The sequence below is a fragment of the Paracoccus simplex genome, assembly GCF_042648325.1.
GTDB classification, from domain to species: Bacteria; Pseudomonadota; Alphaproteobacteria; order Rhodobacterales; family Rhodobacteraceae; genus Paracoccus; species Paracoccus simplex.
Map to the genome: position 1 here is coordinate 1 of NZ_JBHRXE010000003.1, position 15,994 is coordinate 15,994.

The 15,994-nt window shown below is 67.1% G+C and carries 15 protein-coding genes and 6 pseudogenes; 14 read left to right on the forward strand and 7 right to left on the reverse strand.

Annotation, left to right across the window (positions count from 1 at the left end; all coding sequences use genetic code 11):
- Positions 1–309 (reverse strand): annotated as a pseudogene (locus ACFOMP_RS00950) (hypothetical protein); the annotation flags it as partial.
- A 584-nt stretch (positions 310–893) separates the two neighbouring features.
- Between ACFOMP_RS00950 and ACFOMP_RS00955 the strand changes: the two are divergent.
- Positions 894–1,163, forward strand: coding sequence for a hypothetical protein (locus tag ACFOMP_RS00955; RefSeq protein WP_379027556.1), 270 nt, complete (start codon positions 894–896; stop codon positions 1,161–1,163).
- A gap of 26 nt (positions 1,164–1,189) precedes the next feature.
- On the forward strand, positions 1,190–1,474 hold the full coding sequence (locus ACFOMP_RS00960) for a type II toxin-antitoxin system RelE/ParE family toxin (RefSeq protein ID WP_379027567.1): 285 nt from the start codon (positions 1,190–1,192) through the stop codon (positions 1,472–1,474).
- Here the strand turns inward: ACFOMP_RS00960 and ACFOMP_RS00965 are convergent.
- On the reverse strand, positions 1,429–1,791 hold the full coding sequence (locus ACFOMP_RS00965) for a hypothetical protein (protein WP_379027557.1): 363 nt from the start codon (positions 1,789–1,791) through the stop codon (positions 1,429–1,431). The two genes, ACFOMP_RS00960 and ACFOMP_RS00965, sit on opposite strands and share 46 nt — an antisense overlap.
- A 130-nt stretch (positions 1,792–1,921) precedes the next feature.
- On the opposite strand from ACFOMP_RS00965, the pseudogene ACFOMP_RS00970 reads away from it, so the two are divergent.
- Positions 1,922–2,379: pseudogene (locus ACFOMP_RS00970) on the forward strand (transposase); the annotation flags it as partial.
- Between the two features lie 93 nt (positions 2,380–2,472).
- Here the strand turns inward: ACFOMP_RS00970 and istB are convergent.
- Positions 2,473–3,173 (reverse strand): annotated as a pseudogene (gene istB / locus ACFOMP_RS00975) (IS21-like element helper ATPase IstB).
- Positions 3,130–3,976: pseudogene (locus ACFOMP_RS00980) on the reverse strand (hypothetical protein). Before ACFOMP_RS00980 ends, istB begins: the two co-directional pseudogenes overlap by 44 nt.
- A gap of 110 nt (positions 3,977–4,086) precedes the next feature.
- Here ACFOMP_RS00980 and ACFOMP_RS00985 point away from each other — a divergent pair.
- From ACFOMP_RS00985 to ACFOMP_RS00995, 3 genes and pseudogenes are all read left to right on the forward strand, one after another.
- Positions 4,087–4,257 (forward strand): annotated as a pseudogene (locus ACFOMP_RS00985) (phage BR0599 family protein); the annotation flags it as partial.
- Positions 4,254–4,688 carry an NlpC/P60 family protein gene (locus tag ACFOMP_RS00990; protein WP_379027558.1) on the forward strand — a complete coding sequence of 145 codons (435 nt, stop codon included), beginning with the start codon at positions 4,254–4,256 and terminating at the stop codon, positions 4,686–4,688. The pseudogene ACFOMP_RS00985 and the gene ACFOMP_RS00990, both read left to right, overlap by 4 nt.
- Before the next feature lie 9 nt (positions 4,689–4,697).
- A pseudogene (locus ACFOMP_RS00995) lies at positions 4,698–5,117 on the forward strand (GlsB/YeaQ/YmgE family stress response membrane protein); the annotation flags it as partial.
- Here the strand turns inward: ACFOMP_RS00995 and ACFOMP_RS01000 are convergent.
- Positions 5,057–5,419 (reverse strand): hypothetical protein, encoded by a 363-nt coding sequence (locus ACFOMP_RS01000; RefSeq protein ID WP_379027559.1) that lies wholly within the window; start codon positions 5,417–5,419, stop codon positions 5,057–5,059. The pseudogene ACFOMP_RS00995 and the gene ACFOMP_RS01000 overlap by 61 nt on opposite strands.
- A 26-nt stretch (positions 5,420–5,445) precedes the next feature.
- The gene (locus ACFOMP_RS01005; protein ID WP_379027560.1) at positions 5,446–5,805 is read right to left on the reverse strand and encodes an ArsR/SmtB family transcription factor; all 360 of its coding nucleotides are present in this window, start codon (positions 5,803–5,805) and stop codon (positions 5,446–5,448) included.
- A gap of 48 nt (positions 5,806–5,853) precedes the next feature.
- Between ACFOMP_RS01005 and ACFOMP_RS01010 the strand changes: the two genes are divergently transcribed.
- The 3 genes from ACFOMP_RS01010 (at position 5,854) to ACFOMP_RS01020 (ending at position 7,291) form a co-directional block, all read left to right on the forward strand.
- Entirely contained in the window at positions 5,854–6,300 is a 447-nt protein-coding gene (locus ACFOMP_RS01010; RefSeq protein WP_289894702.1) for an SRPBCC family protein, read from the forward strand.
- 140 nt (positions 6,301–6,440) lie between these two features.
- Positions 6,441–6,854 (forward strand): VOC family protein, encoded by a 414-nt coding sequence (locus tag ACFOMP_RS01015; RefSeq protein ID WP_289894703.1) that lies wholly within the window; start codon positions 6,441–6,443, stop codon positions 6,852–6,854.
- Entirely contained in the window at positions 6,812–7,291 is a 480-nt protein-coding gene (locus ACFOMP_RS01020) for a class I SAM-dependent methyltransferase (RefSeq protein ID WP_379027561.1), read from the forward strand. The genes ACFOMP_RS01015 and ACFOMP_RS01020 overlap by 43 nt, the downstream gene beginning before the upstream one ends.
- Before the next feature lie 395 nt (positions 7,292–7,686).
- Here ACFOMP_RS01020 and ACFOMP_RS01025 read toward each other — a convergent pair whose 3' ends face one another.
- Complete coding sequence (locus ACFOMP_RS01025; protein WP_199259922.1) at positions 7,687–8,457, reverse strand: DeoR/GlpR family DNA-binding transcription regulator; 771 nt, start codon at positions 8,455–8,457, stop codon at positions 7,687–7,689.
- 183 nt (positions 8,458–8,640) lie between these two features.
- On the opposite strand from ACFOMP_RS01025, the gene ACFOMP_RS01030 reads away from it, so the two are divergent.
- From ACFOMP_RS01030 to ACFOMP_RS01050, 5 genes are all read left to right on the forward strand, one after another.
- Positions 8,641–9,801: an iron-containing alcohol dehydrogenase gene (locus tag ACFOMP_RS01030; RefSeq protein ID WP_379027562.1), complete on the forward strand. Its 1,161-nt coding sequence runs from the start codon at positions 8,641–8,643 to the stop codon at positions 9,799–9,801.
- Positions 9,801–11,525 (forward strand): M14 family zinc carboxypeptidase, encoded by a 1,725-nt coding sequence (locus ACFOMP_RS01035; RefSeq protein ID WP_379027563.1) that lies wholly within the window; start codon positions 9,801–9,803, stop codon positions 11,523–11,525. Before ACFOMP_RS01030 ends, ACFOMP_RS01035 begins: the two co-directional genes overlap by 1 nt.
- A gap of 109 nt (positions 11,526–11,634) precedes the next feature.
- Positions 11,635–14,427 (forward strand): patatin-like protein, encoded by a 2,793-nt coding sequence (locus ACFOMP_RS01040; protein ID WP_379027564.1) that lies wholly within the window; start codon positions 11,635–11,637, stop codon positions 14,425–14,427.
- Between the two features lie 219 nt (positions 14,428–14,646).
- Positions 14,647–15,537 (forward strand): bifunctional methylenetetrahydrofolate dehydrogenase/methenyltetrahydrofolate cyclohydrolase FolD, encoded by an 891-nt coding sequence (gene folD / locus ACFOMP_RS01045; protein ID WP_379027565.1) that lies wholly within the window; start codon positions 14,647–14,649, stop codon positions 15,535–15,537.
- A gap of 89 nt (positions 15,538–15,626) precedes the next feature.
- Positions 15,627–15,994: ACT domain-containing protein (locus tag ACFOMP_RS01050; RefSeq protein WP_379027566.1), on the forward strand; the 368-nt coding region annotated here is incomplete at its 3' end.

Below are 15,994 nucleotides of genomic sequence, written 5' to 3' on the forward strand. Positions count from 1 at the left end.
GGAGAGGATGGTCAGGATCCGGCCCTCCAGTTCCTGGCGGGTGATGCCGGTGCGGTTGCTGTTGAGTTGTTCGGGACCTAGCCCGCATCCATTGTCTGTGCACACGATCTCGAGATCGTAATCGTTGCCGAGAAGGTCCGCTTGGGTCGCTTTGACAGAAAGCTGAATCCGAAGGGGAACGTCAGCAGCTTCATCGGAATGGCGGATGAGAAAAGCGTCGATGGAATTCGCGAGAAGCTCGTCAACCACCACAAGTGGATTCGAGCTGATCCGAGTATTCTTTAGGCTTCCGCGGATGTCGAGTGTCAACTGGCGTCCTGCTCTCTTCATCGAAGGCTTTCCTGCCCTTATCGGATTCCTCACTGATCTGGTCAATGGAGGTAGGGAGCAGACGGCCAGAACATAAAGGGAACATTCCGCTTCCAGCAAGCACTACTTTGCTCCGGGACGAGATTTGGCCGACGATGGCGGGCCTCGACGCCAACCGCTCCAGTTTGTTGCGCTGCTGCTGCATCAGCGCGCGAAAACGTCAGAATCCGCCTCTTCAGAGGCCTCTACGGGATTGATCTTATGGAGGGGTTTGGGATCCGGCGGTAGGGGCCGAACCTACGACCGCTCGATTGGCAGGTCATTTCGAACTGGTCGCCTACGTCCACCCTGCAGCCGTGACATTTCCCTTTGCATTTGCAGTGAACTTCCGGTCTGCGTCCTCTCTGACCGGCTTACCCTTGATGGCGTTGTCCGTGGCTGAGCGCCCGCTTCGTGTGAATGCTGCGAGTGCCATGCCGCGCGGCCGCAAGTCCGCTTTCCGCCCTTTGCGTAGACACAGATTGCATCCAAGCTTGCCTTGGCAATGATCTTTAGTATGATCAGGTCATACCGGAGGCTGCATCATGACCGTCAAGACCACATTGAGCTTCACCGACCGCCACCACCGCTTCCTTATCGAGAAGGTGAGTGCGGGTATGTTCGCGTCCCAGTCCGCGATGGTGGCCGCGGCCTTGGAGCAGATGATCCAGGACGAGCAGGAACGCGAAGTGGCGCTGGATGCCCTGGCTGACGAGATCCGAAGCCGACTTCAGACATCGCCCGCAGACTTTATCGATGTGGATGACGCCTTTGCCCGTGCCCGGCGCCGAGTCTCGAAGAGCGGCCGCCGTTGAGCTACCGCATACGCTTCCACCCCTTGGTGGCGAACGATCTTGAGTGGATTGCCGGATGGATCGCGGATTACGCGGGCGAATCTGCCGCTGCAGCGAAGTTGGCGGAGATTGAGGCTGTGATCCGTGGTCTGTCCGATGTCCCGCACAAGGGCAGCTTGCGCGATGAGATTGCGCCGGGACTCCGCGCTATCCCGGCGGGGCGCAAGGGTGTAGTGGTCTTCAAGGTTGACGATGGCATGAGGGAGATTCTTGTCTATGCGGTCACTTACGGAGGGGCCGACTGGATCAAGCGGAGTCGACCGAGGGGATAGTGCCGATGCTCGCTATTCGGCGGATCCGGTGGTCGGGGTGTTTCGGCTGCGATCTTGGAGGGCCACAGAAAATGCGTGCCGAAGGGCAGGGCGCCGCACAGGGGCTGGTCCAGCGTGCGGAAGGTCAGCGAGAGGATCAGGATCCCGGCGCCGATGGCGAGGCCGCGCGCCGTATCGGGCAGGCGCTGTCGCAGCAGTAGCGCGTAGACCAGGATCAGCAGCGGCACCGGCGCGTAGCTGGCCGAGGAGCCGAGGCCGGGGATCATCGAGAAGAGCGGCACCATCGCGGCGGCGTAGGGAATGAAGCCCGCCGTCACCAGGGCGGCGACCCAGGGACGCGCCCCGAAATAGTCCCGAGTTGCGGCAAAGACGTAGAGCAGGTGACCTGCCTCCCGGAAGTTCCCTCGGCGTGATGCAGAGTCTGCCCAATCTGAAGGAGCAGACGAGATGAGGAAGAGCCGTTTTACCGAGGCGCAGATTATCGGGATGATCAAGGAACAGGAGGCTGGTTTGCCCACGTCCGAGCTTTGTCGGAAGCATGGGCTGAGCCCCGCGACATTCTACAAGCTGAAGGCGAAGTATGGCGGCATGGACCTGTCCGACGCCAAGCGGCTGAAGCAGCTTGAGGACGAGAATGCGAAGCTCAAGCGCCTGCTGGCTGATGCCATGCTTGACAACGTGGTGCTGAAGGATCTGTTGGGAAAGCCCTGACGACGCTGGGGCAACGGCGGGACGCGGTGCTGCGGGCGATGAGGGATCATCCGATCTCTCAACGTCGCGCCTGCGTTCTGATCGGTGTCGATCCGAAGACGGTGCGGCGCAAGCGGCCGCCCGATAACCCGGAGATTCGTGAGGAGATGCACAAGATTGTCAATCGGCACCGAACTTTGACCCCTTATAGGCGTCCCAAAATGACGCCCTGCTTGGCGCAGGGGTAGCTGGCCCGATGCGGTGTAGCCTCCCCACAGCGCAGCCGTATCGGGCCAGCGGGGTTTCGGTTATTCCCTGGTCTTGAAGCGCCAGCTCTCGTTGCCGGTCTCGACAATGTCGCAGTGATGGGTGAGGCTCTCGAGTAGAGCGGTAGTCATCTTGGCGTCGCCGAAGACCGACGGCCATTCGCCGAAGTCGAGGTTTGTCGTCACGATGATGGAAGTGCGCTCGTAGAGGCGGCTGATGAGGTGGAACAGCAGTTGCCCGCCGGTCTGGGCGAAGGGCAGATAGCCGAGTTCGTCGAGGATCAGGAAGTCGAGCCGGCACAGCAGTCCGCGGTGCGTCCCTGGCGGTCGGCACGGGCTTCAGCATCGCGCTTGTTCACCAGGTCCACGACGTTGAAGAAGCGGCCTCGTTTGCCACGCCTGATGCACGACCGGGCGATGCTGACGGCAAGGTGGGACTTCCCGGTGCCGGTCCCGCCGATCAGCACGATGTTGCGCTGCTGGTCGAGGAACTCCCCGCTGGCCAGATCGCGCACCAGCGTCTCGTTCACGGGCGTTTCCTCGAAGGCGAACTCGTCGATCTCCTTGGCCAAGGGAAGCCGTGCGATCGTCATCTGGCATTTGATCGAGCGTGCCTGCTTCTCGCTGATCTCCGCGTTCAGGAGGTCGCCGACGATCTGCTGCGGCTCGTGCTGTCGCTTCACTGCCGTGGCGATGATCTCATCGTAGGCGGCTTTCATGCCGTAGAGCTTCAGTTGGCCCATCGTGCAGGTGCGCGTCTTCGACACGACGCGTCCAGCACCTGTGGTCTTTCCATGGATCGGTCTCCTCAGGCTGTCGTAGCGTTTGCAATCGGCCGCGGGCTCGCAGGTCAGCCGCAGCGCATCCGGCGTGGCGATGGTCAGCGGCGGTGGCGGTTCGCGATGCCGGGCCAGGATGTTCAGGACCACAGCTGCCGCCGGGGCGCCTTCGTTCAGGGCTTCCGCGCAAGCGGATTCTACCGCATCCAGTCCGTCGGTCGGGATCATGCCCAGAATCTGGACCATTTGCCGGTCGCCGTTCGGCACCTTGCCCAGCTTGCGCTGAACGCGCCTGATCGCTGGCGGCAGTTCCCATTCCTGGAAGGGAGCGCCGTTCCGGAGAGCGCCGGGCTTGCGGGCCAGCACCGGAATATAGTGCAGCGGATCGTAGATGGCCTTGTCGCGGCCGAAGGCGCGGATGTGCTGGCCGACGATCCTGCCGTCCTGCCAGAACTCGACCCGTTCGGCATAGGCGCGGACCACGAGGCCGCGTAGCGCCGGACAGCGAAGATCCTGATCAGGGTCAGGCGCTCGCGCTTCGGTTTCCGGGCGTTTGCCGCCAGCATCTCGTCGAGCTTGTTTTTCCAGGGGCCGATCTTCGGCAACGGCTGGATTGTCCGTTCATAGGTCGGTTCCGTCACACCGGATCGGATCACCTTCCGCACCGCGTTCCGCGAGACCCGCAACTCCCGGCAGATCTGCTTGATCGTCTTCTGCTCCTGGAAATACGCCCGACGGATCTTCGCAATCGTCTCCACAACCAGCATCCCGCACCGCGCCCCCAATGACCTCAGGGGCATCATGAACATCAGTGTAAGGGGGGGTCAGTTTTGGAAGCCGATCACCCCGTTACGGGGTCAGTTTTCCATGCCGGTTCACACCGACGGATGCCTTCGTGGTCCGGGCGGGCTGCGACAAGCGGATCGCCACCTGCGGGACGAAGTTCGCCAACGTCGCGAACTTCCGAGGGTTCCCGCACATCCCCGGGCAGGATGCCGTCCTGCGCTACGCCACCAAGGACGGTGGCCACGAGGGAGCGGTGCTGTGAAGGCCGCCGATCCTGCCCGCGTCATCGCCGCCGCGCGGTCGTGGCTCGGCACGCCCTATCACGACCAGGCCAGTTTGCGCGGGGTCGGCTGCGACTGCCTTGGTCTGGCACGGGGCGTCTGGCGCGAGGTCGTAGGGCCGGAGCCGTTCCCGATCCCGCCGTACAGTCGCGACTGGGGCGAGACCGGCCCGCGCGAGGTGCTTGCCGAAGGGGCGCGGGCGATGATGCCGGAGATCGCACCCGCAGATGCGCCTCCCGGTGCGCTGATCCTGTTCCGCATGATGCCGCGCGCCATCGCCAAGCATGTCGGGATCCTCACTGGCCCCGACACCTTCCTTCACGCCTATGAACGCCTCGGCGTGATCGAGGAACCGCTGACGCCCACATGGCGACGCCGCATCGCTTTCGCCTTCCTTTTCCCTGCACGCTGAGATTTTCCCATGGCCACGCTCGTCCTCGGCGCTGTCGGCTCCGCCATCGGCGGGGCTTTTGGCGGCGCGATCCTCGGCTTTTCCGGGGCCGCCATCGGTAGCTTCATCGGCTCGACTATCGGGTCGGTGGTGGACAGCTGGATCATGTCGTCGCTGGCCCCAGATCAGAAGATCGACGGTCAGCGCCTCGACAGCCTGCGGATCATGTCTGCGACCGAAGGCGCCATCATCTCGCGCCTTTACGGGCGCATGCGCATCGGCGGCAACATCATCTGGGCCACGGATTTCCGCGAAGAGACGAAGACCACCACGCAGGACGGCGGCAAGGGTGGCGGCGGTGGCCGGGTCCAGACGACCGAGTATCTGTACTACGCGAGCTTCGCTGTGGCCCTCTGCGAGGGTCCGATCAACCCGACGATCAGCGCCTGGATGCGGTCGTGATAGGTCTCGGCAATGCGCGGATGCAGCCGGGTCGTTGTCGTAGAGGCGGGGGCCGCGGCCAGCTCCGTCTCGAGCTGCTTCTGCCGGACTTCGAGCTGTTCCATCTTCGCCCTGATGCGCTCGGGCGGCAGGCCGGAGAGCAGGGCGTTCACTAGGACGTCCTGTTCCTTGATGACCTTCGTCAGTTTCCTCTCCTTGGCGGCCCGGTCATCGACATGGCTGGCGACCAGGCGATTGCGCTCGGCGACGTATTCGGCGCCTGGTGTGCAAGCGGTGCGAGGTCCCCGCATGACAGCCTTGGCCCGACGGGCGGCGCTCACTCCGGCAGGGTTCGGTCATGCTTCAAGGGCTGGCTGTCCTCTGCCGCCTGCTTCAGCGCCCCCAGCATGGTTGCCGCATAGGCGGCATAGGGGCCGATCCAGCGTTCGTGCAGCGCGTGGATGGGCAGCGCGTCCAGGTGGTTCCATCTTTCCCGCCCGCGCCGCTCGACCACGACCAGCCCGGCCGCCTCCAGCACCCGCAGATGCTGCATGACCGTGCAGCGGTCCAGTTGCGGCAGCGCCTCGCACAGCGCGCCGGTGGTCTTCGGGCCCTCCTTCAGCAGGTCCAGCAATTGCCGGCGTGCCCGGTGCCCCAGCGCCTTGAACAGCGCGTCGTCCTGATCTTCGATTGACATGTTATAAAAATATAACATAATGGGGTGCAGCACAAGGAGGAATGCAACATGGAACTGAAATTCACCGTCGGCGGCCGAATCGCGAAACCGGTCGAAGAGGTCTTCGAAACCGTCGTGAATCCCGACAGGCTGTCGAAATTCTTCACCACCGGCGGCGCCAGGGGGCGATTGGAGACCGGGGCCGAAGTAACCTGGGATTTCCACGATTTCCCCGGCGCCTTCCCGGTCCTGGTGCAAGAGGTCGTCCCCAACGAGCGCATTACCCTGCAATGGGAAACCGACAGCGAGCCGCGCATCTGGACCACCGTGACCATGACCTTCCAGGCCCTGGAGGACGGGCGGACGCTGGTGCGGATCAGCGAATATGGCTGGCCCGAGACCGAGGCGGGGCTGAAGGGCTGCCTGGCCAATAGCGAGGGCTGGACCGGCATGATCTGCGCCCTGAAGGCATGGCTGGAGCACGGCATCAACCTGCGCGACGGCTTCTATAAATAGCCGCTGCCCGCAGGTATCCGCCCTGTTCCGCCATCGGGGTCAAGCGGTCTGGCGCCAGATCCGCTTGGCCGGCGACACTTTCTTCAAGACGGCGGCCCTGGCAGCATGTCATCCTTGAGCATCATTCAAAGGAGGAACGCATGATGCCTGAGGCTCCGCGCATCTACCCGACCTTCCGCTTTCGCAATGCGGCGGCGATGATCGCATGGCTGGAACGGGCCTTCGGTTTCACCACCCACGCGAAATACATGGATGGCGACAAGGTCGCCCATGCCGAGCTGGCCTTCGGCTCGTCCATGATCATGTGCGGCGACGACAGGGAGGACGCTTACGGCGAATTGGTTGGCAAGCCATCGGCGCAGGGCGGCAGGTCGCTCTATATCGCCGTGGACGATGCCGATGCGATGTTCGCCCGCGCCAAGGCGGCCGGTGCGGTGATCGAGGAAGGGCTGACCGACCGCGACTATGGCAGCCGCGAATTTATCTGCCGCGACCCCGAGGGCAATCTGTGGTGCTTCGGAACCTGGTGGCCGAAGGTGACCGACAAGACCTGAACATCATGGCCCCGCGGATTTCGAACCGGATTGCGTGCTTTGTGGACGCCCTGCCGCTGGCGCCGGGTCATCGGGTGCTGGAAATCGGCTGTGGCCCGGGCGTGGCGGCCCGGGCGGTTTCCCGCCGCGTCGGGAACGGCTTCGTCCTGGCCATCGACCGCTCGGCCAAGGCGATCGAAAGCGCGGTGGCCGGATCGAAGGCGGAAATCGCCACCGGTCGCCTGCGATTCATGCAAACGGCGGTCGAGGATTTCGAATTGCCGCCCGATGAGGCGCCCTTCGACATCGCCTTCGCGATGCGTGCCGGGGCATTGGACGGCCGCCACCCGGAGATCGGGCAACGCGCCCTTGACCGGTTGCGGGCCGCATTGCAACCGACGGGTCGCCTGTTCATCGACACGGGGCATCCGCTCAGCGAAGTCAGGCTGCGAGGATGATGCGATATCCGCGCATTGCCTGGGCCGCGGATTGGGCGCTGTTGGACCTGTGCCGAATTAAACGGATGCCATAACAACAGAGGCAACCAGCCCCAGCCTCATGGATTTCGGAGCCAGAATGGACCCGGAGCGGCACGGGCGCCGGACGAGAGGAAGGCGATGGGGGCACCTGTCGTATCTTGAGCAGCTTTCTTGCGGCTTATCCGGCCGGGAACGCACATCTTTATCCCGGTGTCTTTCAACGCATCCCCGAACCCATCAGCGTGATGGCCCCTGTCCGCCGGCATCCAATCGCCTTCGGCATCTGCGCAACAGGGCGGCAGTGCCGCTGCAATCGCCAGCCGGGCCGGCTGGCGGGATCCGCGCTTCGCGGTGAAGGCCGCGGTGATCTGGGCCTAGCCGGCGGGCGGGCAGACCCGCACCTCGGTCCCCCATTCGGCGCAGCGCCGCATCAGATCCTCGGGCAGCGGCCGGTCGATGAAGACCGCGTCCAGTTCGGACAGGCTGCCGATGCGGGCCGGGGCCGGGCGGCCCAGCTTGGAATGGTCGGTGACCAGGAAGGCGCGCCGCGACTGGCGCAGGATCGAGCGACTGACCCGCACCTCGGCCAGGTCGAAATCCAGCAGGTCGCCGTCATGATCCAGCGCCGAGGTGCCGATCACCGCGTAATCGACCTTGAACTGTTCGAAGAACTGCGTCGTCAGCTCGCCGACCAGCCCGCCGTCCGAGCGCCGCAGCGCGCCGCCGGCCACCATGATCTCGCAGCCCGGATTGGCCAGCAGGATATTGGCCACGTTCATGTTGTTGGTGACCACGGTGATGTTGGAATGATGGATCAGCGCCTGGGCCACCGCCTCGGTGGTGGTGCCCAGGTTCAGGATCAGGCTGCAATTGTCGGGGATTTCCGCCGCGCAGGCCGCGCCGATGGCGGCCTTGGCCTCGGCATTCATGCGCCGCCGCGCCTCGTAGCCCAGGTTCACCGCGCCGGCCCGCGGCACGGCGCCGCCATGGACGCGGTCCAGCAATCCGGCCTCGGCCATCTCGCCCAGGTCGCGGCGGATGGTCTGCAGCGTCACCTCGAAACGCTGGGCGAGGTCGTCGACCAGCACGCGGCCCTCGGCCCGGGCGAGTTCGAGGATTTCGCTCTGGCGGATGCTGAGGGCCAAGGGGCTCTCCATGCTGGAACGGCTTCACTGTAAGCGATCCGCTTCTGCGCGCAAGCGTTCCTTGCGTCGGGCACGGGCGGCGCCGATGTTCGGATCGGACGTGGTCCAGCCCGAAACGAAAGCCGCTTGACCCCCCGTCGGGGCCGGTGCAGCTTGCGGCGCAACGCAGCAAACAGGCCAGCTATGACCGATTCCGCCGCTTTTCCGGGTCTTGCCTCCTTTGCCTTCGCCCTGCCGGGCCGCACCGTCTTTGGCCGTGGCGAGGCGCGGAAGGCCCCTGCGGCGATCCGTGCCCATGGCCCGCGCGGCGTGCTGGTCCATGGCGCCGATCCCGGCCGGGCCGCCTGGCTGGTCGATGCCCTGCGCGCCGAGGGCGCCGAGGTGCTGACCCTCGCCTGCGGGGCCGAGCCGAGCCTGCCGATGCTGGAGGACGCCCTGGCGCGGGCCAGGGATTTCGGCCCGGCCTGGGTTGCGGCACTGGGCGGCGGCGCGGCGCTGGACCTGGGCAAGGCGCTGGCCGGGCTGGTGCCGGCGCCGGGCGGGATCATGGATCATCTCGAGGTGGTCGGGCGCGGCCTGCCGCTGTCGGTTCCGCCCTTGCCCTATATCGCCCTGCCGACCACCGCCGGCACCGGGGCCGAGGCGACGCGGAACGCGGTGATCGGCCTGCCGGACCATGGCCGCAAGGTCTCGATCCGCGACGAACGGATGCTGCCGCGGCTGGCCATCGTCGATCCGGCGCTGACCGACCATTGCCCGCGCGCGGTGACGCTGGCCTCGGGCCTCGACGCGCTGGCGCAGGTGATCGAGCCCTGGGTCTCGTGCAAGGCCACGCCCTTCACCGATGCGCTGGTGCGCCCGGTGATCCGGCCGGGCCTGCAGGCGCTGAAACGGCTGATGCAGGAGGAGGACGCGCCGGCGCGCGACACCATGGCCTGGGTCAGCCTGTGCGGCGGCATTGCGCTGGCCAATGGCGGGCTTGGCGCCGTGCACGGGCTGGCCGGGGTGATCGGCGGCGTGACGACCGCCGCCCATGGTGCGATCTGCGGCGCGCTGCTGGGCCCGGTGCTGGAGATGAACCGTGCCCACACCCGCGATCCCGCCCGCATCCGCGAGGTCTGCGCCGAGGTGGCGGCCGTGCTGGGCTGCGACGCGGCCGAGGCGCCGCAGGCCCTGGCCGCTTGGGCGCGTGACACCGGCCTGCCGGGGCTGCGGGCGCAGGGCCTCGATCCGGCGCGGCACCAGACGGTGGCCGAGGCGTCGCTGGCCAGTTCCTCGATGAAGGGCAATCCCTTCCCGCCCACGGTCGCGCAGCTGTGCGAGGTTCTGCGCAAGGCGGGCTGATGGACGACACCCGGCTGCTCTTTCAGGCGAGCTATCCCGCCACGCTGGCGCGGCTTGTGCGCGAACTGACCTGCGCCCGCGCCGAGATCTGGAGCTTCGACGACGCGCCGACCCGCCGCGCGGCCGAGGCGGCGCTGGCGCTGCGCGGGGTGCGGGCGCATTGCCGCTCGGCCTACAAGCCGCTCTTGCACGCCTTCCTGGAAGAGATCGAGACCGCCGGGCTGGCCGAGGCGCGGATCATCTGCCCGCGCCACCCCGAGGCCGCGCCGGGCCGCTTTTTGCTGGAGGCCTATCCGCTGCCGGCGCTGTTCCCGCTGACCGAGTTCGACCTGCAGGAAGGGCCGGACAGCGCCGCCATGCCGGTCTATCAGCTGAGCCTCGGCTATGTCTCGGGTATGCGGCGCGAGATGACGGTGCCGGCGCCCAACCGCATGCATCGCGACCACGCCATGCAGCCGGCGCTGTCGCCCTGCGGCTGGCTGGTCCAGGACGGGCAGGGCGAGCCGCTGCTGACCGATTACGAGACGCTGTATCGCGACGCCATGCGCACCGTCGCCGCCGCGCCCTGGCAGAAGGCGCCGTTCTTCCAGGAACTGGAGATCTCGGCCACGCTGCCGGTCCGCGACCGGGCGCTGGGCTGGGGGGACGAGGCGGTGTCGCTGGTCGAGGCGCTGCACGAGGATCTGTATTTCTCGCTGATCGAGCATTTCCGGCACCGCCTCGGCCGGCCCCCCGGCGACCGCGGCCTGCGTCCCGGCCAGATCGTGCCGCGCGTCCGTCAGGGCGACAAGCACGCCCTGCGCATCGAGACCCGGCCCTGGCAGCGCAGCGCCGAGGAGGCCGGCTGCCAGCCGCTCGACCAGGCGCGCGAGGCGCTGTCGCCGCAGCAGATCGCCGCCGAACTGGCGCGTCTGCCGGGCCGGCCCTTCCACGCCCGCTCGGTCGCCGGCCGGATGATCGAGGGGCGTTACCTGCCGGGGCGCGACCGGGCGGTGATGATCTCGGCCGGGCAGCATGCCAACGAGGTCTCGGGCCCGGTGGGCGCGCTGCGCGCCGCGCAGGAGCTTGCCGGGCGCGAAGGCGCGCATTTCGCGCTTTGCCCGCTGGAGAATCCGGACGGCTATGCGCTGCGCCAGCGGCTCGCCCGCGACAATCCGCGCCACATGCTGCATGCCGCGCGCTATACGGCGCTGGGCGACGACCTGGACTATCGCCAGGGTCCGCCCGATGCCGAACGGGCGCTGCGCGACCAGGCCTATTGCCTGTCGGCGGCGCTGCTGCATGTCAGCCTGCACGGCTATCCGGCGCATGAATGGACCCGGCCGCTCAGCGGCTATGTGCCGCGCGGCTTCGAAAGCTGGACCATGCCGCGCGGCTTCTTCCTGATCCTGCGCCATCATCCCGGCTGGGGCGCCGCTGCCGCCCGGCTGGCCGAGGCGGTGATCGCCCGGCTGCGCCAGCTGCCCGGCCTGGCCGAACGCAACGCCGCGCAACTGGCGCTGGCGCGGCGGCATGGCCTGGCGCCGGAGGCGCCGCAGGGCTTCATCCGCATCCTGACCCAGGACATGCACGCACCCATGCCGCTGGTGCTGGTCACCGAATGCCCGGACCAGACATTGCTGGGCGACGGCTTCATCGCCGCGCACGAGGCGCAGCGCGCCGCCGTCATCGCCGCCTATGACGCCCTGCAAGAGCTGGAGCTTGGCGACCTGCCCGGCGCGTGATGGTTGAAAAACGCCCAAGACAAAACGGTCTTTTGCCCATATCCTGCTGAAACGGAATGGCTTTCGGAACTGCCGGCCGGGGCCTTGCACTGTGGTTCGGGGAAAGATCATGGTCGAACAGGCTACGGGTGAGGTGCGTTTCGCGGTCGTCCTTTATGGCGGCGTCTCGCTGGCGATCTACATGAACGGCATCGCGCAAGAGCTTTTGCGCATGGTGCGCGGCAGTTCCGACCTGCCGGACGAGGAGCTGGCGCCGGGCGAGATGATCTATCGCCGCCTGTCGCGCGAGCTGGCGGGCCCGCGCGGCGGGCGCAAGCGCTTCGTGATCGACATCATTTCGGGCACCTCGGCGGGCGGCATCAACGGCGTGGCGCTGGCCAAGGCGCTGGTGGTGGGCAGCCGCGACATGGCGGTGCTGCGCGAGGCCTGGACGGACAAGGCCGATATCGGCCTGCTGCTGAACGACCGCACCGCTCGCGCCGCCCGGCTGCGCCCGACCGAGTCGCTGCTGGACGGCGGCCACATGTATGGCGTGCTGCACGAGACCATCGCCCGCATCAAGGGCGACGGCAAGCCGCTGTCGGAAATGGTGGACCTGTTCGTCACCGCCACCGACCTGCAGGGCGTGCCGGCGCCGATCCACCTGACCGGCGCGCGGCTGGACGAAAAGATCCACAAGACGGTCTTTCATTTCGCCTATGACGGCGGGCGCGAGGGACGCAACGATTTCTCGCCGGAAAACGATGCCATGCTGGCCTTTGCGGCACGCTGCACCTCGTCCTTTCCGGTGGCCTTTCCGCCGATGCGCTTTGTCGACATGCCCGCGGACGCCCGGCGGGCGGATTACGCGCGCTTCTTCCCGCGCGGCTGGCCGCATGAGCAGCGGCTGTTCGCCGATGGCGGCTATCTGGACAACCGGCCCTTCAGCCATGCGATCGACCTGATCCCCTTCCGCCCGACCACCCTGCCGGGCGAGCGCAAGCTCCTGTTCATCGACCCCTTCCCCGAGGAACGCCGCCCGCCCGATCCGGTGACCGGCGTGGCGCCGCCGCCGCCGCCCGAGCCGGTGGATTTCCTGCAGAACGCCCGGCTGGCCGCCTCGACCCTGCCGCGGACCGAGGTGATCCGCGACGACATCCGCGCCATCACCCGCATGAACGCCCGGCTGGAGCGGCTGGGCACCCTGCAGGCCCGCTGGGCGCGCGACCAACGGCAGGCGGCGATGCGCGGCCAGGCGATGGACGAGCCGACGAAGCCCGAAAACCTGGACCTGCTCGACCTGGCCGATCAGATGGAGCGTGGCTATGGCAGCAGCTATCCGCTCTATCACCACCTGCGGGTCTATGACACCAGCGACAGCCTGACCGGCATCGTCGCCCGCCTGGCCGGCTACGCCCCGGATTCGGACGAGGCGCTGTATCTGCGCCAGATCCTGCGCGCCTGGCGGGACGACCATTTCTCGGCCTATCACCAACCGGGGCGCGAGACGGAAAGCGCCTTCCTGTCGCGCTATGACATCGGTTTCCGGCTGCGGCGGCTGATCCACCTGCGGGCCGAGATCGACAGGCGGCTGGACCCCGGCCCCGATGCGCCGCTGCCGCCGGATTCGGCGCAGATGTTGCGCGCGGCCCGGCTGCTGGTCGAGAACGAGCTGGCCGCCGTCCGCCGCCTGGCCACTCCGCTGGAAGCCGATGCCGAGACGCTGCTGAACCGCGACGAAATTGCCGGTCTGACCCACGAGATCGGCCGCCATTACGGCGAGGCGATGCAACAGCCGACCCTGCAGAACCGTTACGAGCTGGCACGCCAGGTCTATGAGAAACCGGCGATCCGCCCGCTGGTCGACAGGGCGCTGGCGCAGCTTGGCGTCGATATGCGGCAAGCCTTCGACCAGGGCAGCGCCCGTATCCGCGAAGGGCTGGACCTGCTGCGTCTGCCGGCGCTGCAGCAGGTTTATGACGGCTTCCACTGGCATGACGTGATGACCTATCCCTTCCTCGAGGGGTCCGAGTTGCAGGAGCATTCGCAGGTCGAGGTGTTCCGCATCAGCCCCGCCGACAGCATGCTGAACGGCCGCCCCGCGAAGCTGGCGGGCATCGCCGTCGGCGCCTTCGGCGGCTTCCTCAACCGCGACTGGCGCGAGCATGACATCCTCTGGGGTCGGCTCGACGGCGCCGAGCGCATCATCGCGGCGCTGATGCCGGACCGCAGCCCCGAGGCGCGCAAGACCTGGACCGAGGCGCTGCACAACCAGATCCTGGCCGAGGAATATGGCGACCAGGCCGGCGAGGGCCGGCGGCTGGCGCTGCTCAAGGCCAAGCTGCGCGATTCCGGCATCGACGAGGATGCGTTCGAGGAAACCGCCGCCCGGGCGCTGGGGGTCAAGGACGCCGCCGCGCTGGACCTGGACCGGTTCCGCGCCCATTACAGCGCCTTCAAGCCGCTGGGTCCGCGCGCGCCGCAGATCGCCGGTTGGAGCAGCCGCAGCATGGCGATCCTGTCGCGGATGATCGACGACCTGCCCGATGACGGCATCCTGCGCATCCTCGGCAGCCGGGCGGCGGCGGCGCTGCGTGCCGGCGGCGGGCTGATCTCGGGCTTCGCGCGCTTTGCCATGCCGGGCAGCTATTGGCGGATGCTGGCCGACAAGATGCTGTATCTGGCCATGCTGGCCGGCCTTGCCATCGGTCTGCTGGGGTTCTGGCTCGGCTCGGGCATCGCCCGGGCCGGCTGGGCGCTGCTGGCCGCCGCGGTGGCGCTGTGGCTGCTGCTCTACCTGTTCGGCCGCTGGCTGCGCGGCCGGGCCAGCCTGTCGCAGGCGCTGCGCTGGCTGCTGGGGCTGGTGGCGCTGGCGCTGATGGGGGTCGGCGCCGGGACTGTCGCAAATTATCTGCTGGGCTGACGCAGCCGCGTCGCAAAAGCGCGGCGCGCTGTCGCAAACCGGCGGGGTTCTTGCGCGGCGCGGTTGGAAAGTTGCGCCAACAGGGATAGAGGCGAAACCGGTACGGACAGGCCCGCCATTTGGTCCGGGTTTGCAGCTGCCGGCGTCTGCGCTATGCGCGAAGGTGGCGGTCGGTTGAAACCGTCCGGACACGGCGCGGATAGCGAAGGAGGTGGGCGCATGAAGGCACAGATCATCGACGGCAAGGGCTTTGCTTCCGGGGTTCGGGCGCGGGTTGCCGAGCATGTGGGGCGGCTGAAGGCGGCGCACGGTGTGGTTCCCGGTCTTGCGGTGGTGCTGGTGGGCGAGGATCCGGCCAGCGAGGTCTATGTCCGCAACAAGGGCATCCAGACCCGCAAGGCCGGCATGGCGAGCTTCGAGCACAAGCTGCCGGCCGAGACCCCGCAAGAGGATCTTCTGGCGCTGATCGGGAAACTGAACGCCGACCCGGCGGTGCATGGCATCCTGGTGCAGCTGCCGCTGCCCGGGCACATGGATGCCGAGCGGGTGATCAACGCCATCGACCCGGCAAAGGACGTGGACGGGTTCCACATCTCGAATGTCGGGCTGCTGGGGACCGGGCAGAAAAGCATGGTGCCCTGCACGCCCTTGGGCTGCCTTATGCTGTTGCGCGACCGGCTTGGCGATCTTTCCGGGCTGAACGCGGTGGTGGTGGGGCGCTCGAACATCGTCGGCAAGCCGATGGCGCAGCTTTTGCTGGGCGACAGCTGCACGGTGACCATCGCGCATTCGCGGACCAAGGATCTGGCCGGGCTCTGCCGCACCGCCGACATCCTGGTCGCGGCGGTCGGCCGGCCGCGGATGATCCGCGGCGACTGGGTCAAGCCCGGGGCGACGGTGATCGACGTCGGCATCAACCGCATCGAGGAGGCCGGCCGCACCCGGCTGGTGGGCGACGTCGATTTCGACAGCGCGTTGCAGGTCGCCGGGGCCATCACCCCGGTGCCGGGCGGGGTCGGGCCGATGACCATCGCCTGCCTGCTGGCCAACACGCTGACCGCCTGCTGCCGGGCCCATGGCTGGCCCGAGCCCGAGGGCCTGACCGCCTGAGACATGCGCAGGGCCGGGTGTCCCCGGATGCCCGCCGATTTGCACAAGAAGGAAAATCGGGCCCCGTGCCCTTTTCAGTGGAGAGCCTGATGAAGAAATACACGCTGACGGTCGCCTGCCCCTCGACCCGCGGCATCGTCGCCACCGTGGCCGGCTTTCTGGCCGAGCATGGCTGCAACATCACCGACAGTTCGCAATTCGACGATACCGAAACCGGCAAGTTCTTCATGCGCGTCAGCTTCGTCTCGGAAGAGGGCGTGGGGCTGGAGGATCTGCGCGAGGGCCTGGCCGAGCCGGCCAAGCCCTTCGCCATGGACTATGCCATCCACGACGAATCCGAGAAGATGAAGGTCGTGATCATGGTCAGCCGCTTCGGCCACTGCCTGAACGACCTTCTGTATCGCTGGCGCATCGGCGCCTTGCCGATCGAGATCGTGGCGGTGATCTCGAACCACAT